The organism is Microbulbifer weihaiensis, assembly GCF_048323715.1.
Classification (GTDB): Bacteria; Pseudomonadota; Gammaproteobacteria; order Pseudomonadales; family Cellvibrionaceae; genus Microbulbifer.
In genome coordinates this window covers 263,161-281,367 of the sequence record NZ_JBLWFL010000001.1, presented here as the reverse complement: position 1 = coordinate 281,367, position 18,207 = coordinate 263,161, and the positions used below count along the sequence as shown (strand labels likewise).

Here is an 18,207-nt window from a genome sequence, read left to right as displayed (position 1 = left end):
AACGTATGCAGGGATTCTGGACCGGGTATTCAGCCGCGAATAGTAGAATTTTTGAAACTAAAATTTACCAAAACCAAACTTTGCGCTAACGTCCCTGCCAATACTCACAAGTGGTGACGCCCGTGGCCTCAAAATCCAGCCCCAACCCCAAACAACCCGCCAAGTCCGCCCTTTCCGGGCGCATGAGCGATATGGATCTCCGCCTGCTGCGGGTCTTTCGCGAAGTGGTGCACGCGGGCGGCCTGGCGCCTGCGGAAGTGGCGCTGAATATCAGCCGCTCCACCATCAGCGTGCATCTGAGCGACCTGGAGACCCGCCTCGGTATGCAGCTGTGCCTGCGCTCGCGCGGCCGTGCCGACTTCAAGCTCACCCCGGAAGGCGAAGCCCTGTTCCAGGCCATCGAAGAGCTGGACGGCCATCTCGCCCAGTTCAAGAGCCAGGTCAACGCCATCCAGTCGCAACTCACCGGGGAGCTGCGCATCGTATTGCCCGACGATGTCCTCGATATCCCCCAGCTGAATTTGCCCACAACCCTCGCGCGCCTGCGCGAGCGCGCGCCGCAGCTGAAGCTGAATGTACAGCTCGCTGCGCCCCAGGAACTCGAGCTGGAAATCCTCGCTGGCCGCGCCGATGTGGGCATCAACCCACTGCATTCACGCCGCCCCGGCCTCAGCTACCAGCCATTGTTCAGCCACCAGTCGATGCTCTACTGCGGTGCCACCCACCCCTGCGCCATGGATCCCAACCTGCCGGAGGAAACCCTGACCGAACAGGAACTCGCGGCCCCCAGCCACGCGGTACTTTCTGGCGCGGCGCACCTGTACCGCCTGTTCCCCAACCGCTCCACTGCCAACCACATGGCCGCGCGGCTGGCGATGATCCTGTCCGGAAAGTTCATCGGTTTCCTACCGCAATACTTGGCACATCAGTACCTAGAGAATGGCCAATTGGTAACACTGTTCCCACAACGTTTCTGTTATCAGATACAAAATGCGGTTACATTCAAAAGCAGTGCGGCAGAGCAGCCCAAGGTAAGATTGTTTTTGGAGGAGTTGGTAGTGAAAGCGTAGATAGAGATGTTCCTATATATGCCCAAGAGCATGTACCCGCAAACAGATATGGTGATACATCCGCTCACTACTGAATAAACCGCTAAGTTCTATTGAGGTTAGGAAATGGCGGCTTTGGCCAGGACACTGGTATTACACGAAACGCCGTTAAATTCAGCATAAACATGAATATTGAGCTAGCGACCACAGAGGACCCGGCGAAAATACTTTACCTTCAAAAAGTCGCGTATCAGTCGAAAACTGTTTTGAATGATGACTTCAACGCTCCCCGTTAAATAAAACATAAAAACAGCTCAAAATAGAGCTTCGCTCTGGATTCCCCTTTCTCAATTAAGGAAGCGGAATGGTCAAAGCAGACCCTCATTGAAGAAGCAAAGGCCCGCGAGCAAGCCACCTTAATGCGGGCCAGAGCCAAAGTCACCCTTGCCGAAGCAGAGGACAAGGCAAACGTTGCTCATGCAAAGGCAGAGGGTTTGGCAGATATAAAAAGAGCCAAGGCAGTGGCCGAGGCGAACAGGATTATCGGGGAATCTCCCAAGAACAATGAGGAATACCCACGCTATATATGGATAAAGGGCCTTCAAGAAGGCAAAGGCGAGAGAATATATATTCCCACAGAAGCCGGGCCTCCCATCCTTGAAGCGGGGAAAGCAGGCGAGACTGATCGGTGAATTTTAGCGAGTACGCATGGCTGCCACTGGCGACAGCCGTGCTGTTGTCGTTGGAAGCACCCGTAGATTCGCTGTAAATATTAGGACATACAAACCAAAATCAAATCGTCATAAGGAATTGACTCAATGAAACCTTTCTGGGTAATCCTCCTTGCCCTAATATGCACTTCTGCCATTGCCGAGCAGACAAATATCGCTGCTGATTCATTCCAAAAGTTGAAAACGCTCGTCGGAGATTGGAATAAAGAGGGCAGCGATGGGGAAACTTTTTACATTTCATTTCATCTCAGCGCCAATGGTAGCGTACTAGTTGAAAACTGGGTCTACAAAGGCGCATCGCATTCCATGACGATGTACCACCTAGATGGTGAAAACCTGCTTGCTACACATTATTGTCCCCAAGGCAACCAACCCAGACTAAAGCTGAAAAGTTCAGGCAACATAAATGCCCCCTCATTCGAATTCCTTGATGCAACTAATCTTGATAGCTTACAGGCCAACCATCAGAACTGGCTGGAATTTGAATTCATAGATGAAAACACGATATCCAGATCTGAGAGTTACATTAAGTCTGACAAGTCAACACACTCTAAAATTAGACTTTCAAGACGATCAATACAGGAGTAGAAGTGGCTTTTTTTCATACTTGCGGAAAGGTGAGTCAGCAACAAACTGATACAGACATTCCAACCTCATTAACTTGGCAGCACTAAAAGGACCTTCATGCGCATTCAAAAGTGGACATCCAAATTTTCGGCAAACCTATGAATTCAAGGTTTATATAGCACTGATCAATACACTAAAAAACACTTTTACAACCCCAGTTGTATCCCAATCATGAAAGAAACCTACCTTTTAATCAGCGTGGGCATCGCTCTCATTGTCGGTCTTATCGCTGACATGAAAGAACATCGCCGCACCCTCGCTACTGGCCAACAAACTGACTATTCCAGCTATCAGGTTAGCGATAGCATAATGATCCTGAGTCCGTTTTTAGCATTTTTTTACACCGACAACTTCTGGCTTGTATCCGCATCTCTTATGATGATCATTCTTAGCGGAATGATAGCCCAGAGGCTACTGCATCGTCTTAATCAACTTAGGACAGGACCAGAACTGTTGCTCTACCAATTGCCAGGACAGGCAATAATAGTTCTGCTGATATATTGGCTGGTAGTGCAAGATGGTAAGGCCATTGTAGATTTATCCAATAAAACCGCCGCTACTTCCGAGCCAGCTGCCTCTAACTTCGCCTGGCTGTCCTGGTGGCCATACGCTATTTACGGCGCGCTTGTCTTAGCCAACACATTGCATTACTCAGAAAAAAAGGAGGGAATGTCGCTTTTTACTGTATTTGCTGCATTCAACATTTTACCGTTTTTTACCCACAGTTTTTGGCTATTTTGGCTGTTAGGAATTATTGGATTTTTCATAATCCTTTCGAACAAAGCAAAAACCTGGGGAACTGGCGCTGGTGCAGCATCAGCATTCTTTCTCTTTTATATTCTAGCCGCAGGCTTCAGCGCCACAATCAAACTCGGTCTGCGCTTCTTCGGTCTGGGATAAGGCAGCAATTAATCACATTTATAACGCGCCAACAAGCGGCAAAAAATCTAAAACACAGGAAGCCTTCAAAAATAAGGAGAAGGAATGAAAAACCAAACAAAATTAGAAGATCGATAAGCAGAGTTAGATATGGATGTAGAAATAGAGATCAATGGAACGATCACCGAACATGAAATTTTAAAACTGTACCGGGCCAACAAATGGTCATCCGCCGAAAAGCCTGACCGGCTCATCCCAGCCCTGCGCAACTCGCATACACTGGTCACGGCACGGGTTTCAGGTGTACTGGTCGGCGTTGGCAACGCCATCTCCGACGGCCATCTGGTGGTGTACTATCCCCATATGCTGGTTGACCCGGCGTTTCACGGTAAAGGTGTTGGCCGCAAAATGATGCAGGCAATGCAGGACATTTATGGTGATTTTCACCAGCAAATGCTGACTGCAGATGGTGATGCTATCGAGTTTTACAAGGCGCTTGGCTTTGAAAGGGCAGGCAACACCGAGCCGATGTGGGTTTACGCCGGGGACGAGCACTAAGACCGCTCTGTCGACAATTGGTCACTCACAAACTGGATCATTCAATTTTCGGTGATTTTAACACTCTTCGACGTCTTGACATTAGGCATCACTGAACTGCGTTATTTCGTTGGATGCGGCTAGAATACCAACCCCGGCACCAATTTTTATAGACACTATCCTGGTAGATGTATGTACATACCTAAAGCCTTCCAGCAGGAAGACCCGGCGCTATTGGATCAGCTGATTCGTGACTTTCCTTTCGGAACCCTGGTCACTCACACCGAGTCCGGTCTGGACGCGCAACACCTGCCATTTTTGCTCACAGGGGACAAAGGAAATAAAGTGCTTAAGGCACATATTAGCAAAGGCAATCTGCTGTGGAAGCAAGCCCAAGAGGGCAGTGAAATACTTGCCATTTTTCATGGCCCAAATGGCTACGTATCCCCAAACTTTTACCCGACCAAGCAGGAGAGCGGCAAAGGCGTACCTACCTGGAATTATGCCGTGGTACACGTAAAGGGTCGCGTGCGCTTTATTCAGGATTCAGAGTGGATTAGAGCACTAATCGACGAGTTGACTGTACAACACGAGGCCAGCCAGGATAGCCCCTGGTCTACCGCTGATGCGCCGGTCGGCTACATCGAAAAAATGCTACCTGCGATTGTCGGGCTGGAAATAGAGGTAATTTCAATCGCCGGCAAGTGGAAACTCAGCCAGAACCAGCCGCAACAGAATCAACTGGGCGTTATCACTGGACTGGCAATGCAGGCGCAACCTCAAGAATTAACCCTCGTCGGGCTGATGCAAAGCCAGCTCAAAAAAGAACAAGCTACAGAGTTTTAGCGTTCTGCCTGCTGGGCACAATACAATTGTGCCCAGCCAATCCTATTGACCGCTTACTCCCTTTCCGCCAGCTCTCCTCCCGGGCTGGCTGCGGAAGGGGAGCTTTCCGGTACTACAAACATCCCGTCCCAATACTGCGACCATTCCGGGCCGGGGATAACATCTGCATACTGCATACCGTAAAACACGGCTTCTTTCGGGTTGCGCCCTACCAGTTCATCAATGGCTGCCCGCCCAAGGAACACAGCGCCTTTTTCGGCTTGCGCCTGCTGCTGAATAACAGTCTTTTCCACATAGGGCTGGGGGCGCGACTCAATGGCTTTTACCTGCATATCCACAAAACTGCGATAGCGACCCTCACTGGCGGCGATATGCGCCTGGTACATATCATCTCCATGACGGCGGCGCAGCAGGCTGCCCAGATTGTCGTAGCGGTGCGGCACCGTGCCGGCGTAGTTCAGGTGTACGTAATGCCCCCAAACGATGATCTTTTCGCCTTTGAGCTGGTTGTCCAACAGCCACTGCACATTGTCGGCCATGGCAATGTCGTTTTCGTCCTGACGGCGCTGTCCCCAGAGATTCTGGGCAACCATCGCAATACCGTGGATGAGCCGCGCCGCATAGTCCGCTCGCGCGTAACCCTGGCCCTGAAGATCTGCCTGGTTTAGCGCAGCCATCAAACGATGGCTGGTATGCACATACTGCAGCTTCTCCTCTTCGGTGGTCTTCCCGGCATTGCGGGCAAGTACTTGCTGCGTTAGCGCCAGGTATCCTTGCCAATCCACACTTTTACTCAGTTCGGGAGCAAAGCGTTCTGACGAGGCTTTGATAAAAGATCCCACACCGGCCAGTGAATACTCACCACTGAGGCGGCCATCGAAACCCGCCAGCTCCAGTGGGCGCTCACTTTTGCGCTGTGCGTCTATGTAATCAAAAAGCGCATTCACCGGCTCACTGTTTGCGTACATGTAAAAAATATTGCCCGGTGCCTGGCTGCGAATGGATTTCTCCGGCTGCTGCCAGATCTGCGCCACGTCGTACAAGCCGCTTTCCAGCACCAGTGCGCCGAAGCCCTTGTGCTGGTGCAGATATCGCACCAGACGCGCTTTGAGCGCAAAATTTTCATGCTCGCCATGGGTCAGCTCGTCCAGTAATACGATGCGTTTGTCACCCACCGCCTCACCAAAAGCGTGCAGATCGGAAAATTCCTCGCCCTCAGCAACATTCATCGGAATCGGTGAGTTCGCCTGTGCCTGCAGGTGTGCGCCCCAAAAGAGCAGCAGGCCCAGGAAAAAAATCTGGCAACATTTCATAGTCAACATTCCTTATTGTCGGCCCTTAAGCATAAATACCAGGGTGTTATCTCTGTCGATAAAGTGATGTTTGAGTGCTGCGCCGATATGTATGGCTATCAGCAACAGGAGCAGATAACCGGTGGTGACATGGAGGTTCCGGCCGAAATCCGAGAGCCCAGCCGCGAGCGGCACTATCTCTCCTCCGGGCCCTGGGTTCACGGGCAGCAGTTCTACCCCAAACAGCGCGATACCGTAGCCACCAAAACCGCTGTAGCTCAGCCCGGAAAGCACCATCGCCAGTATCACGGCAAGCAACAGCCAATGGTAAATTCTGACCGCAACTTCCCGGGTGCCTACGACAGTTGATCGCCAGGGCCGTATCAGGCGGTAGAAGATGCGTCCGGCGAGCAGACTCGCCACCACGATCCCGACTGACTTGTGCCAGTGGTAGAGCGCGTAGTCGCTCTCAGTGGTCATGTAATAACCGGACCCAAGCAATACAAATATCAGCCCTGCCATTACCCAGTGCAGGACGCGGTGGCCTGTCTGTGCTTTTGCGTTCATCGCTACCTCGTTGCTGGTGATTGTTTCGGCAACAAAGATAGAGCCTAAGTCATTGTTTTTAAGCGGTTTGTGATGAACTGACCGGTTTAGGGACGAGCGCAGTGGGGCAAAAGATGGGCGAGTCTGTTTTTCAGTGCGCGCTTATACGTTTTACTCACAGCAATCTTGTGCCCCTGTTCCAGCACTATGCTGGCCGCGCCGCTTTCGGCGTTGGTTAGCTGAGTCACTTTCTGCAGATTGATAATGTAACTGCGATGCACGCGCATAAACTCGGTATCAGGTAGCAGATCAGCGAACTGCTTGATGGTGCCACGCTGGACATAGCTGTGGAACTTGTCATGTATTTCGACGTAATTGCCTGCAGCAGCAATGTATTGAATCTGTGCGAGCGGCAGGGATCTGGGTACGCCCAGGTGTTCGACCTGCAGGGTTTCCCCCTGCGCTGCTGCGGTTTCCACATCAACCCCATGGCCACCTTCCCGTTGCAACAGGCAGGCCCACCAGCCGGCGACCACAAACATACTTGCAATCAGGTATTTGGGAGCCAGCACCACCAGTGATTGCCCCCAGTTCGTGCCGTAGAACCCGTAGTCAATAAATATTCTCGACGTGCTGCTCACCAGGCACACAGCGCCAAAACCGATGACCGAGAGATTGACCAGCCTGTTTGCGTGAGTACGCTCCACCAGGCTCAGGCCGATAAAGCTCAGCAGCAGTACAACACCCCACTCCTTCACCCAGAATATTTGCGACTCGGTAAAATCGTACAGGCCTCCACCTATGTAGTGACGCCAGAAGAAGCAATAGAAGTTATACAGCAAGAAGAAGGCAAACCAGACCACCGCCGACCTTGCATACGGCGAGGACCAGTATTGCCACGCAAGTAAATTAGCCATCCTAGCCACGCGCGCAATCCATAAAAGGCCGCGTACGGTAGCAAACACACCGGCACTTTTAAATCCTGATCGCTCTGATTTATGTATTGTTATCCTGGAACCTCTCTGCAGCAAACGCGATAAATGCCCGAGTGTGGTTTACACCCTGGGTGAATCGCTGCAACATCCCGTAACCACTATATCCCCAGTGCTCGCGTTCAAACGCGCGCTTCAGGCAACAGGTAAACAGCAGGCAGCAAATGGCGGAGCAGGGCAAGCGTAGCAAAGGCAGAATCGTTAACTGGAATGATGACAAGGGGTTTGGTTTTGTCGAACCGATGGCGGGCGGCAAGCAGGTGTTTGTTCATATAAAAGCTTTCCACAACCGGCAGCGCCGTCCCAACGTGGGCGATACGGTAATTTACCGGGTGTCCACCGACAAAGGCGGGCGCACCCGCGCGATCGACGCAGTTTATGCCGGCGAGCAAGTGGCGGATCACCAGAGTCACAAGAGGAGCGAAAAAGGGAAATCAGCGCCAATAGTCATTGCCCTGGTATTTTTGGGATTGGTCGCGCTCTCGGTCGCCTCAGGGAAATTGCCGCCGGTGATTTTGCTGGCGTATGGGGTTTTCAGCCTGCTGACTTACCTGCTCTATTATCTCGACAAGTCTGCCGCCCGCCAGGGCCGCTGGCGCACCAAGGAGAGCAGCCTGCACCTGCTGGCACTGGCCGGCGGCTGGCCCGGGGCCCTGGTGGCACAGAAGACATTGCGGCACAAATCGCGCAAGCAGCCGTTCCGGTTTATTTTCTGGCTCACCGTGCTGGCCAATATCGGCGCATTGATCTGGCTGCACAGTCCCGATGGCGCTGCCGTTCTGCGGGACATTCTCGGCAACAATCAGGGCTTCCCTTTTCACTGAGCACAAACACAGGCTGCGCTCCGGGGTGTTGAAGCTCCGGGGAAATACGCGCTTTATCTGCCGCTGGCGCAGGCCGCAGGGCAGTGGATCTGCTAGAACCTAAAGAAGTCACCCTGTGTGTTTCTGCTGATTTAGGCGCCGCTATGCCCCGCTCTGTTTCCCTAGCAACCACCATCGCCGGTTCGTCACTCACCTCCTGCCTGTACAACGCCTCCGGCCCTTTGTGCACCACGAGCGAAGAACTCGACGCTCTCGGCAACAGTGAGGCCGGTGCTATCCTGAGCAAGAGCGCCACCCTGGAACCGCGCGCGGGCAACCCCGAGCCCCGCTATGTGGAGACCGCCTGGGGCAGCATCAACAGCATGGGGCTGCCCAACGAGGGCTACCGCTATTACCTGGAGTACGCCCGCCGCGCGCAGTCCTTTGGCAAGCCCTATTTCATGTCGGTATCCGGCCTCAGCCACGACGACAATATCGAGATTGTCCGGGCCCTGGCCGGGGAAGCGGCGATCTCGGCAATCGAGCTGAACCTGTCCTGCCCCAATGTGCCCGGAAAACCGCAAACCGGTTACGACTTTGAGCAGAGCCGCGCGCTGCTCGAGCGCATATTCGAGTATGTGGATCAGCCGTTAGGGGTAAAGCTGCCGCCCTACTTCGACTTGCCACACTTCGACATGATGGCGGCGGTGCTGAACGATTTCCCGATCGCGTTTGTAACCTGCGTGAACAGCATCGGTAATGGACTGGTGATCGATGTACAGGCCGAGTCGGTGGTGATCAAGCCCAAGTCCGGCTTTGGCGGGATCGGCGGCGATTTCATCAAGCCCACCGCGCTGGCCAATGTGCGCAAGTTCTACACATTGCTGCGGGAGGATATTGCAATTATCGGCTGCGGCGGGGTAAAAACCGGCGAGGACGCCTTCGAGCATATTCTGTGTGGCGCGAGTGCGGTGCAGATCGGCACCCAGCTGATGCGCGAGGGGGTCGATTGCTTTGCACGCATCGCCGGTGAGTTATCCACAATCATGCAGGCAAAGGGTTACCGGGATATCGACAGCTTCCGAGGCAAACTCAAATCCCTCGACTGAACCCCACCGGCACCACGCTGGCCGGCCCGATTCTTATCTGTTTTACTTCCCTGCTCACCGTTTCGTTTGCCAGACTCTGGCGAGTGCACAAAACCAGAGAAGTTCATGCTGAAGCTGAAAGCGATCCACCACGCCGCCATCATCTGTTCTGACTACCAGCGCTCGCGGCATTTCTACAGCGAAATCCTGGGGCTGAAAATACTTGCGGAAAATTACCGCCAGCCGCGGGACTCCTGGAAGCTCGACCTGCAACTGCCGGACGGTGGCCAGGTGGAGCTGTTTTCATTTCCCGGCGCACCGGCAAGGCCCAGCTACCCGGAAGCACAGGGGCTAAGACACCTGGCGTTTGTGGTGGATTCCGTCGAAGAGAGCAAGGCCCTGCTCGAACAGCAGGGCGTGGAGGTGGAGCCGGTGCGGACAGACGAGTACACCGGCAAGCGCTTCACTTTTTTCAGTGACCCGGACGGCCTGCCCCTTGAACTTTATGAGCAGTAGGCGCCGTACCTGCCGCGAAGCCGGACAAAAAAAGGGAGCCTTTGGCTCCCCAGTGTACAAATGACAGCGGTCGGTGGCGGTTAAGGGGCCGACAGCTTGTCACTATCCTTGGCGGTACCTTTGGCCCCGCCCTTGGGGCCCTCAGAGTTCTTCGGTTTCAGCTCCGCCAGCATCATCTTCATCTGGTTGTATTCCGCTTCGTTGGTCATCTCCAGCATCAGCGGCTGGGCCACCTGGGCGAAATACTCCGCGTCTTTCTGGTTGTACAGCTCCTGGGCCATCCACTGCGCAATGTGTTGTTCGCGGGGCGCGCGCAGGTAGGCCTGCTCCAGCATTTCCGTGTACTGCTTTTTCGGGTAACCCAGCATCTCCATGGTCAGCGCCAGACCGTACCAGTGCATGGCCTGCTCGGACTGGTTGTTGACCAGGTTGACGAAAGTGTCACGCGCCTTCTTCAGAGCCGCTTTATTGCGATCTTCGCCGAAGTTGCCCATTTCGCGGTTCAGCCACAACCAGCCTTCGGCTTTCTGGTACCAGAAGCTCTTGCGATCGCTCGGTGACACCTGACCCAGCATCTGTTCGGCGCGCGCAAAATCACCGACACGGGTAGCGGCATCGGCGCGCACCGCGTTGAGTTCAGGGGTGTAGAGGCCATTCTTTTCCGCGTAGCGCACCATCGATTCGATGCCCTCGAGGTTATAGCCAGACTTCACCAGGAAACGCGCCAACTCCACCACGGTCTGCTGGCCACTCAGCGCTTTCACTTTCGGGCGCGCCGGTTTGAAGCTCGCCGGCACCTTGCCGCGGGCGAGGTCGAACTTGCCGTTCTGGAAACGCGCGGTGTACGACTTTTCAATCTGGCTGAAGGACATGCCCAGGTTCTTGGTCAGCGCTTTGACCGGATCGGCGCCGTTGTTGTAGTCCTTCACAAAGCCCTTGAACTGCTCGGCCTTGCCGCTGTTCATGATCAGCCAGTGGGCCAGCATCCAGCCGCTGGCATACACCCGGCCTTTGTCTTCATCCGGCGTATTGTAGGCGGTGGCTTCCAGCAGTTGCTTCAGCGGCAGCGGGCTGGTGTACAGCAGGGTCATGGCCCGTTCGCCGGGGATGGCACCTATCTGGTAGGTGTTGTTGGGGCCAAAGGTCATGGTGGACATGAACTCGGCAAAACCCTCGCTATACCAGTAGGGGTAGTGAGTGGTGGTACCGTTGTAGCTCAGGAAGTGGGTGTACTCGTGAAACAGGAACTCCCGCGCTTCCAGCTGGCGCTCACCGGTACGGCCGTCGAGATTTACCAGCGCGTAGCTGCCCTCCGCCGTTGTGTCGAACAGGCCGTTGGTCAGCTCGGCGAGATCGTCGCCCACCAGGCCGGCGTAGCTGTCGCGATCCGCAGCGGCATAGATGGTCAGCTTGGTGCCGTCATCTTTCGCACCCAGCAGGTCGAGGGCCACGGCGCGATAGCGCTCGAGATCCTCCGCCAGCGTGCGCACCGCAGCCGGGTCACCATTGGTGAGGATGTGAAAATTAGCGCTGTCAATTTGATGCCAGGTATCTTTGGCCAGATTGCCTGCCATGGCGCCCCCAGCAAACAGCAGAGCGCTGGAAAATATGACTACGGAAGCAAGCAATCTTGAAAACATATTCTGGCCACCCGGTTGAAAATGCTCGGGGCAACTGGCTGTTTTTTGAACACCGTTGCGCGAATGGGCACACTACCTGTTTTCGCTGGTCAAAAAAAGACCAATTTATCTCCAGAACTCTCGGGACACCGGTAACGGTCTATACTTCACCCTCGCGGGCTCAATGAAAATGGCGCCGTCGCGTGCCAGTCGCCAGTGCGCGCCACAGGCGTGACCATTGGGTTTCGACCTGAAAGTCCGTACCAGTCACACATCGACCGAAGAGTTTCGCGTTTAACCCTCCGCCAGTGACCGGGAATGCCATTCCAGTTGGCACTAACGGTCAGAATTGCCCCCAACCGCTCTTCTAGAATCGGGAACGCCTGTAAATCAGCACCGCCTCAGGCACGAATAAAAGCAATAAAACAAAACAACCCGAGAGAAAACGATGAAGACACTCGCCCTGCCGGCGCTGCTCGCCGGCGCCCTGTCGCTGTTCACCCCATTGCCGTCCCAGGCCGGCCCCACCTTTATCGCTGATGTGGAAATCACCAGCTTTGACGGCACCGAGATCGACGCCAACCTGTTTATCCCGGAAACCCCGGCGCCGGCGGATGGCTACCCCACGGTGCTGTTCACCAACAGCTGGGTGCTGGACAAGAACCAGTATCTGGCCCAGGCCAAAGCGCTGGCCGAAAATGGTTATCTGGTGCTGAGCTACTCCACCCGCGGCTTCGGTGCCTCTGGCGGCACAGTGGATGTAAGCGGCCCGAATACGATTGCCGATGCACGGGTCCTGATTGACTGGCTCGAGGCCCATTACCCGGTGGGCAAGCTGGGGCTGGCGGGTATTTCCTATGGTGCCGGCACTTCGCTGGTGGTCGCAGCCCAGGATCCGCGGGTGGATGCTGTGGCGGCGCTTTCCGGCTGGTCCGACATCGTCGAGGGGCTGTACCCCAACGATACGGTCAACCTGGTGTGGGGCACGCTGCTGACCCTCACCGCCTTCAACCTCGACCCTGCGGTGGATACCCTCTGGAGCAATCTGCGCTCCGGCAATGATATCGACAGCGTGTACAACTTCGCCGCACCGCGCTCTGCACTCAGCTATGTAGACCAGCTGAATGCCAACGGTACCGCGGTGCTGATGTCGAACAACTTCGCCGATTACCTGTTCAAACCCAACAGCATGACCCAGCTTTACAGTCTGTTGGACGGGCCCAAGAAACTAATGCTGAATCCGGGCACTCACGCGGTGGGTGAAATACTCGGCGGCAATGAGGGGCATATCTGGGCCACCAGTTTCCGCTGGTTCGACCACTACCTGAAAGGCGAGGCCAACGGTATCGACAGCGAGCCCAGGGTCGATATGACGGTGCGCATCAGCAACCGGCGGGAACAGTTCGCCGACTTCCCGGTAACCGACAAGACTGCCCGCTACTATCTGCACCCGCGCCTGAGCTACTTCAACAACGCCAGCATGGAAACCGGCACCTACAGCGGCTGGGGCTGGAATAACGAGTTTCACGGCGGCGCCGACACCAAGGCCGGCACCGGCATCCCGCTTCTGTCAGACGTGCTTGAGGGCTTCGGCATACCGATTTATACCAACATGACCGGTATCAACGGCTATTACGCCATCGAGTACAACTCGCCACTGCACTGGAGCACGTTCAGGATCCGCGGCACCCCCACCCTGGAAATGTGGATAGTGCCGAGCAAGCCAGAGGTACAGCTGCAGGTGCACCTGTACGATACCGACGCCTTTGGCTGGGGCAGGCTGATCACCCACGCGCCCTTTACCCTGCGCAATGCCACCGTCGGCCGCGCGCAGAAAATCGCCCTGGAACTGTTCACCACCTCCTACGACGTGCCCGCCGGGCATGTGGTGACCCTGGCGATCGATACCCAGGGCAGCATTTACCAGAAGCCCGCAGATACCCATTACGACATCACCGTGCCCTACCGGCGCGACCGGCAATCGGTGCTGACGATTCCACATCTGTAACTCAGGGAGCCGGCGCCGGGGTGGCACAAAACTCCACCCGGCGCCCGCGCAAACCCACCTGTCCCGTTTGCCTTTTAAATTCTCCCCGGCAAACCGCTAAAATAGGAGTTTTCCCAACCAATAACGGAAATCATGCGACAACTTGCCCTCACCAGCATCCTTGCAGGACTGATCGTCCTCAGCGGCTGCGATACCAAGAACAAGTCCACACCCACTGTGGATAAACCCGCTGCCGAAACCTCCGCGGACGCAGTGGCCACCACCACCGAAAACGATGGCCAGCCGCCCGCCGGCAAACTGCCCGATGGCGTCCGCCCCAGGGCCTACCGCCTCGACCTCAACCTGGATCCCCGCCAGGAGCGCTTTGACGGCCAGGTAGAGATCGACATCGAACTGGACGCACCCACCGACCACATCTGGATGCACGGCAACAACATCGATGTCGCCGATATCAATGCACTGGTCGCCAGTGGCGAAAACGCGACAAAGGACAAGGTAGTGCCGGCGCATTACCGCCAGTTGCTGGAAAGCGGTGTAGTGAGAGTGGATTTTGCCGGCGGTGTGCCCGCCGGGGAAATCACCCTGCGCATCAAGTACAGCGCGCCGTTTGATAAAAACCTGGCCGGCCTGTTCAAGGTAGTGGAACAGGGCGAGTCCTATGCACTGGCCAAGTCCGAATCCATCCAGGCGCGGCGCTTCCTGCCCGGGTTCGACGAACCGGGCCTCAAAGCGACGTATGACATCAACCTGACCATCCCCAAAGGCTATGTGGCCATCGGCAACGCCCCGGAAGTAAACCGCACTGACGCCGGCAATGGCATGGAGAAGGTCACCTTTGCCCAGACCCGCCCCATGCCCACCTACCTGCTGTCACTGGCGGTAGGCCCGTTTGATGTGGTGGAACGCCCGGCGATTCCCGCGAACAAATACCGTAAAGAAGAGCTGCCCCTGCGCGGCTTCGCGCGCAAGGGCCGCGGCAAGGATCTGAAATACATCCTCGATGTTACTCCCGAAATGCTGCGCATTTTTGAAGAGCAGCTGCAGCGCCCCTACCCGTTCCGCAAGCTGGACATCATCGCCGCGCCCCAGTGGCCCAGTGGCGCCACCGAACTCTCTGCGGCCATCACCTATCGCGAGCAGCGCATCCTGGTGGAAGGCGAAGAGCCAGCGCCGGGCCTGCGCCTGGCCCTGCTCGGCGTGCACGCCCATGAGATCGCGCACATGTGGTTCGGCAACCTGGTTACCCCACCCTGGTGGGACGACCTGTGGTTGAAGGAAGGCTTTGCCACCTGGGGTACGCCGCTGGTACTGATCATCATGGAGCCAGACGGCGGCCATGACCTGAATGCCGCCGTGCGCGCCATCAGCGCGATGAAGCTGGATTCACTTGCCAGTACCCGCGCCATCCGCGAGCCGATCGACGACAACAACGATATCCGCAACGCCTATGACGCCATCACCTACGCCAAGAGCCTGGGTGTCATCCACATGGTCGACCAGTACTTCGGTGCCGATACCTTCCGCCCGGCTCTCGGTCGCTACATCGAAACCTTCGCCGATGGCGTAGCCGATTCCCCCGACTTCTACCGCGTGATTGGCGAGGAAACCCAGAGCCCGCGCCTCACCGACACCTTCCGCACGTTTGTGGAACAGAAGGGGGTACCGCTGCTGCAACTGACCCTGGACTGCAACACCGAGGGCAAAGCCAAGGTGCACATCCAGCAACAGCGCTACAAGCCCCTCGGTTCACCGATTGCCGACGCCGGTAAAAAATGGAGCATCCCGTTCTGCATGCGCAGCAGCAGCGGAACCGAGCAGTGCGAATTCCTCACCGAGCCGGAGCAGTCTCTGGAAGTCTCCGGTGGCGCCTGCCCGGCGTGGGTGCTGCCGAACGTCAACGGCAGCGGCTACTACCGCTTTTCCATGCCAGAGCAGGCCTGGCAGGCACTGATCGAGCAGTTCGACAGCCTCGCGCCCACCGAGCAGCTGGCCGTTATCGACAGCGCCTTTGCCGCGTTCGAGGCCGGCCAACTCCAGCCGCAATTACTGATTGCCGCGATCCAGAAGTCAGCCGGGTCGGACAAGCGCCAGGTGGTCGAAGCGCCGCTCGGCTACCTGGCAAAATACGGGGATCGCTACGCACAAAAAGACCAGCAGGCGGATTGGCATGCATTCCTGCAGAAGTTGTACGGCGAAAAAGTCGCGCAGCTGGAAAACAGCAGCGACAACGACAGCAAGCTGCTGCACAGTACACTGCTCGGCGTTCTCGCACTGGATGCGAAACAGCCGGCCGCACGCCAGCTGCTCAAGGAAAAGGCCGAAAAGTTCACCGGCTTTAACCGGGCGCGGGATCCCAAAGCACTCGACTCCGACCTCTACGAGAGCGCACTGACCGTTGCCGTGCAGGATTCCGGCAAGGCATTTGTCGATCACCTGATCCGCATTCGCAGCGAACTTGACGACCCGCTGTTTGACAGCGCCAGTGCCAATGCCCTCGGCCGCATTACCGATCCGTCGCAGCTCGGCACTATCCACAGCCTGGCGCTGAGCGATGCGATGGGCGCGCGGGAAGCGTTCGGTCTGATCCAGAACGCGCTCTCTGAGCCGACACTGCAGGCCAAAAACTGGGACTGGCTGCGCGACAACTTCAGTGCTGTGGTCGCCAAGATCCCGGAACAGTGGCGTCGCAACACCCCGCGCTTTGCCGCAGGCTTCTGTGACCTGGGCTCCCTGAAGGAAGTACAGATGCTGTTCACCCAGCAGAAAAAACTGGTACCCGGTTATGAACGCGCACTGGCGCAAACCGATGAAAGCATCAACCTGTGTATGGCATTACAGGAACAAGGCCAGGCACTGGTCACCAGCGTGCAGTAACGCGCGAATTGCGCAACCAGAAACGGCAGCCACTGGCTGCCGTTTTTTATTTTGGTAACGCACTCGAGCAATTACGGGCAAAGGCGACGAATACTGTGTGCGGCACGCACAGCGTGTAACCAGCCGAAGTCACCGCGGTCACTGAAGTAATAGTAGATACTCTGGTTTGGCAAAAGTGCGATGGTAATGCCGCCATACCCGGATAAAAACGGGATCCACAGCTCTCCGCTACAACCCTCCAGCTGCCCGCCCACATCATAGGCCCAGAATCCGTTGTTGTAGCGATAGGCGGCCAGAGGCTCGGCACCTTTATCGGCGGAACGCCGCTGTAATGCCGCATCCAGCTCGTCGACGTTCAGCTTTGCCTGGCCATCGACCCTGCCCTCGTCCAGCGCAACAAAACGCGCAATCTTCGCAACATCGTCAGGTAACCACATAAGGCCCCAGCCTGAAAAAGGCTGCCGGCGCGAGTCATAGGTCCGGCGCGTGTAGCGGCCCGTCGCGCTGATTCCGATGGGATCCCAGAGATCGGAAACCACAATATCGGTAAACAGATCGACCTCATCACCGCCCAACGCCCTCAGGTATTCGGCCATCAGAGTGCCGGCAATATAGGTATCCGAAGTGTGATACACCCACTGGCTGCCCGGTGGACTTTTTCGGGTGTAATAGTCGCAGCTGTACTGGATTTTTTGCTGGTGTTTTTCCGCAAAAAACAGTCCCTCCGTGTGCGGCGAGTCTTCATCTTCCATGTATGCATCGCTGTGGTAATTGCCGGTCGTCATATCCAGAAGATCGTTCAGCGTGACATCGTGCCAGCGGTGGTCGCTGCAGGCATCAATGTAACGGCTGACTTCGGCGTCGCGTACACCGGGATACAACTGCTGCAGGCGCATCATGGCCAAACCGGCGAACAGCCCCTTAGCAGTGGAATAAGATGGAAGTACCAGGGAGTCGCAGTAGGGGTAGTCACCATGACGGGTTGCGCAATCGCCGCGGTAGTGCGTTCCGTCAACCACGAATCCGGCGAGAGTAACTTCGGGCGAATCGTTGCCACTGGGGTTGGCAAACACTGCGTAATCGGCCCCCGGATAATCCACCGCCAGGGCCGACAAGGGCTTCACCGGCATACGCGCGTCTAGCTCTCTCTGGTAGCGCTGGATCAGTGCCTTTTGGTCGGGGATTATTTGCGGCGTGTAAGAGGCCTCCAGTATTCCCCACCAGTCGGCCTTGAAATACAGACAGGTTTCGCTGCTGATCTGATAGGCCGCCCTTGAAATCGAACCATCGGCCTTAAACAGAAAACTCAGTACCCCGTTGTGCATGCAGTTGGCATTGCGCTCCTGCAGCGCAAAAGGTAGTGCAACCCGGCTGTACCCGAGGTCACCCTGCTCCTGCCACACTCGGCCCGGTGTCAGTACATACTCCCAGTCCGGATGATTGCCGGCGATCGATTCCCGCCGCAGAGGGAAGATATAACTCCCCGCCTGAAGGAACTGGAACTCAAACGGCGGCAGATGTTTGCGCGGGTGGTCATCACCACCGGTGTAACCGTAGAGATCCTTGATCTCGGCAAACTTACCCGCCGTCTTCTCACCACTGAGCGCAAGTGTGCCCGCAAATACATGCACGGGATGAGCCGCCCCCTCCGGGAGAGCGTAGGCAGAAAGATTGACCGGCGCACCGGAGCCGATACCGGGAATCAGGTCATCGTAAGTAAGTAACGTTCGCGACACCCGGCCGCTGCCTGTGAGCGTGTTTAAAGCCCCGAAATAAAAATCTGCCTCGTTGCCGTCACTG

The 18,207-nt window shown here is 56.1% G+C and carries 16 protein-coding genes; 11 read left to right on the top strand and 5 right to left on the bottom strand.

Features of this window, described 5'->3' with window-relative positions:
- The first annotated feature begins 122 nt into the window (after window positions 1-122).
- The 6 genes from ACNKU7_RS01215 to ACNKU7_RS01190 all read left to right on the top strand — a co-directional run bounded on the left by ACNKU7_RS01215 (window position 123) and on the right by ACNKU7_RS01190 (window position 4,669).
- A complete protein-coding gene (locus ACNKU7_RS01215) occupies window positions 123-1,070 on the top strand; it encodes a LysR family transcriptional regulator (RefSeq protein ID WP_418295129.1) in 948 nt (315 codons plus the stop codon).
- A 398-nt stretch (window positions 1,071-1,468) separates the two neighbouring features.
- Window positions 1,469-1,741, top strand: coding sequence for an SPFH domain-containing protein (locus ACNKU7_RS01210; protein WP_418295128.1), 273 nt, complete (start codon window positions 1,469-1,471; stop codon window positions 1,739-1,741).
- Between the two features lie 126 nt (window positions 1,742-1,867).
- Entirely contained in the window at window positions 1,868-2,368 is a 501-nt protein-coding gene (locus tag ACNKU7_RS01205) for a hypothetical protein (protein WP_418295127.1), read from the top strand.
- Window positions 2,369-2,578: 210 nt separating this feature from the next.
- Complete coding sequence (locus tag ACNKU7_RS01200) at window positions 2,579-3,307, top strand: hypothetical protein (RefSeq protein WP_418295126.1); 729 nt, start codon at window positions 2,579-2,581, stop codon at window positions 3,305-3,307.
- A gap of 129 nt (window positions 3,308-3,436) precedes the next feature.
- The gene (locus tag ACNKU7_RS01195; RefSeq protein WP_418295125.1) at window positions 3,437-3,844 is read left to right on the top strand and encodes a GNAT family N-acetyltransferase; all 408 of its coding nucleotides are present in this window, start codon (window positions 3,437-3,439) and stop codon (window positions 3,842-3,844) included.
- 171 nt (window positions 3,845-4,015) lie between these two features.
- Entirely contained in the window at window positions 4,016-4,669 is a 654-nt protein-coding gene (locus ACNKU7_RS01190; RefSeq protein ID WP_418295124.1) for an FMN-binding negative transcriptional regulator, read from the top strand.
- Window positions 4,670-4,722: 53 nt separating this feature from the next.
- On the opposite strand, the gene ACNKU7_RS01185 is transcribed toward ACNKU7_RS01190, so the two are convergent.
- The 3 genes from ACNKU7_RS01185 to ACNKU7_RS01175 all read right to left on the bottom strand — a co-directional run bounded on the left by ACNKU7_RS01185 (window position 4,723) and on the right by ACNKU7_RS01175 (window position 7,424).
- Window positions 4,723-5,982 carry an erythromycin esterase family protein gene (locus ACNKU7_RS01185; protein WP_418295123.1) on the bottom strand — a complete coding sequence of 420 codons (1,260 nt, stop codon included), beginning with the start codon at window positions 5,980-5,982 and terminating at the stop codon, window positions 4,723-4,725.
- 12 nt (window positions 5,983-5,994) lie between these two features.
- Entirely contained in the window at window positions 5,995-6,528 is a 534-nt protein-coding gene (locus ACNKU7_RS01180) for a cytochrome b (RefSeq protein ID WP_418295122.1), read from the bottom strand.
- A gap of 86 nt (window positions 6,529-6,614) precedes the next feature.
- On the bottom strand, window positions 6,615-7,424 hold the full coding sequence (locus ACNKU7_RS01175) for a LytTR family DNA-binding domain-containing protein (protein WP_418295121.1): 810 nt from the start codon (window positions 7,422-7,424) through the stop codon (window positions 6,615-6,617).
- A 239-nt stretch (window positions 7,425-7,663) separates the two neighbouring features.
- Here ACNKU7_RS01175 and ACNKU7_RS01170 point away from each other — a divergent pair, with 239 nt between their 5' ends.
- From ACNKU7_RS01170 to gloA2, 3 genes are all read left to right on the top strand, one after another.
- Window positions 7,664-8,323 carry a DUF1294 domain-containing protein gene (locus tag ACNKU7_RS01170; protein WP_418295120.1) on the top strand — a complete coding sequence of 220 codons (660 nt, stop codon included), beginning with the start codon at window positions 7,664-7,666 and terminating at the stop codon, window positions 8,321-8,323.
- 143 nt (window positions 8,324-8,466) lie between these two features.
- Entirely contained in the window at window positions 8,467-9,411 is a 945-nt protein-coding gene (locus tag ACNKU7_RS01165) for a dihydroorotate oxidase (RefSeq protein ID WP_418295119.1), read from the top strand.
- Window positions 9,412-9,516: 105 nt separating this feature from the next.
- Window positions 9,517-9,906: an SMU1112c/YaeR family gloxylase I-like metalloprotein gene (gene gloA2, locus ACNKU7_RS01160; RefSeq protein WP_418295118.1), complete on the top strand. Its 390-nt coding sequence runs from the start codon at window positions 9,517-9,519 to the stop codon at window positions 9,904-9,906.
- 80 nt (window positions 9,907-9,986) lie between these two features.
- Here gloA2 and ACNKU7_RS01155 read toward each other — a convergent pair whose 3' ends face one another.
- The gene (locus ACNKU7_RS01155; RefSeq protein ID WP_418295117.1) at window positions 9,987-11,480 is read right to left on the bottom strand and encodes a hypothetical protein; all 1,494 of its coding nucleotides are present in this window, start codon (window positions 11,478-11,480) and stop codon (window positions 9,987-9,989) included.
- Between the two features lie 493 nt (window positions 11,481-11,973).
- On the opposite strand from ACNKU7_RS01155, the gene ACNKU7_RS01150 reads away from it, so the two are divergent.
- Together ACNKU7_RS01150 and ACNKU7_RS01145 are read left to right on the top strand one after the other, a co-directional pair.
- A complete protein-coding gene (locus tag ACNKU7_RS01150; protein ID WP_418295116.1) occupies window positions 11,974-13,533 on the top strand; it encodes an alpha/beta fold hydrolase in 1,560 nt (519 codons plus the stop codon).
- A gap of 132 nt (window positions 13,534-13,665) precedes the next feature.
- On the top strand, window positions 13,666-16,407 hold the full coding sequence (locus tag ACNKU7_RS01145) for a M1 family metallopeptidase (protein ID WP_418295115.1): 2,742 nt from the start codon (window positions 13,666-13,668) through the stop codon (window positions 16,405-16,407).
- A 71-nt stretch (window positions 16,408-16,478) separates the two neighbouring features.
- Here ACNKU7_RS01145 and ACNKU7_RS01140 read toward each other — a convergent pair whose 3' ends face one another.
- A complete protein-coding gene (locus ACNKU7_RS01140) occupies window positions 16,479-18,143 on the bottom strand; it encodes a serine hydrolase (protein ID WP_418295114.1) in 1,665 nt (554 codons plus the stop codon).
- Window positions 18,144-18,207: the final 64 nt, after the last annotated feature.

Bases quoted from the DNA above. Each gene is read 5' to 3' on its own strand.
- ACNKU7_RS01175 (WP_418295121.1), bottom strand. From the start codon at position 7,424: ATGGCTAATTTACTTGCGTGGCAATACTGGTCCTCGCCGTATGCAAGG.
- ACNKU7_RS01170 (WP_418295120.1), top strand. From the start codon at position 7,664: ATGGCGGAGCAGGGCAAGCGTAGCAAAGGCAGAATCGTTAACTGGAAT.
- ACNKU7_RS01200 (WP_418295126.1), top strand. From the start codon at position 2,579: ATGAAAGAAACCTACCTTTTAATCAGCGTGGGCATCGCTCTCATTGTC.
- ACNKU7_RS01195 (WP_418295125.1), top strand. From the start codon at position 3,437: ATGGATGTAGAAATAGAGATCAATGGAACGATCACCGAACATGAAATT.
- ACNKU7_RS01190 (WP_418295124.1), top strand. From the start codon at position 4,016: ATGTACATACCTAAAGCCTTCCAGCAGGAAGACCCGGCGCTATTGGAT.
- ACNKU7_RS01165 (WP_418295119.1), top strand. From the start codon at position 8,467: ATGCCCCGCTCTGTTTCCCTAGCAACCACCATCGCCGGTTCGTCACTC.
- ACNKU7_RS01145 (WP_418295115.1), top strand. From the start codon at position 13,666: ATGCGACAACTTGCCCTCACCAGCATCCTTGCAGGACTGATCGTCCTC.
- ACNKU7_RS01210 (WP_418295128.1), top strand. From the start codon at position 1,469: ATGCGGGCCAGAGCCAAAGTCACCCTTGCCGAAGCAGAGGACAAGGCA.
- ACNKU7_RS01185 (WP_418295123.1), bottom strand. From the start codon at position 5,982: ATGAAATGTTGCCAGATTTTTTTCCTGGGCCTGCTGCTCTTTTGGGGC.
- ACNKU7_RS01205 (WP_418295127.1), top strand. From the start codon at position 1,868: ATGAAACCTTTCTGGGTAATCCTCCTTGCCCTAATATGCACTTCTGCC.
- gloA2 (WP_418295118.1), top strand. From the start codon at position 9,517: ATGCTGAAGCTGAAAGCGATCCACCACGCCGCCATCATCTGTTCTGAC.
- ACNKU7_RS01155 (WP_418295117.1), bottom strand. From the start codon at position 11,480: ATGGCAGGCAATCTGGCCAAAGATACCTGGCATCAAATTGACAGCGCT.
- ACNKU7_RS01180 (WP_418295122.1), bottom strand. From the start codon at position 6,528: ATGAACGCAAAAGCACAGACAGGCCACCGCGTCCTGCACTGGGTAATG.
- ACNKU7_RS01150 (WP_418295116.1), top strand. From the start codon at position 11,974: ATGAAGACACTCGCCCTGCCGGCGCTGCTCGCCGGCGCCCTGTCGCTG.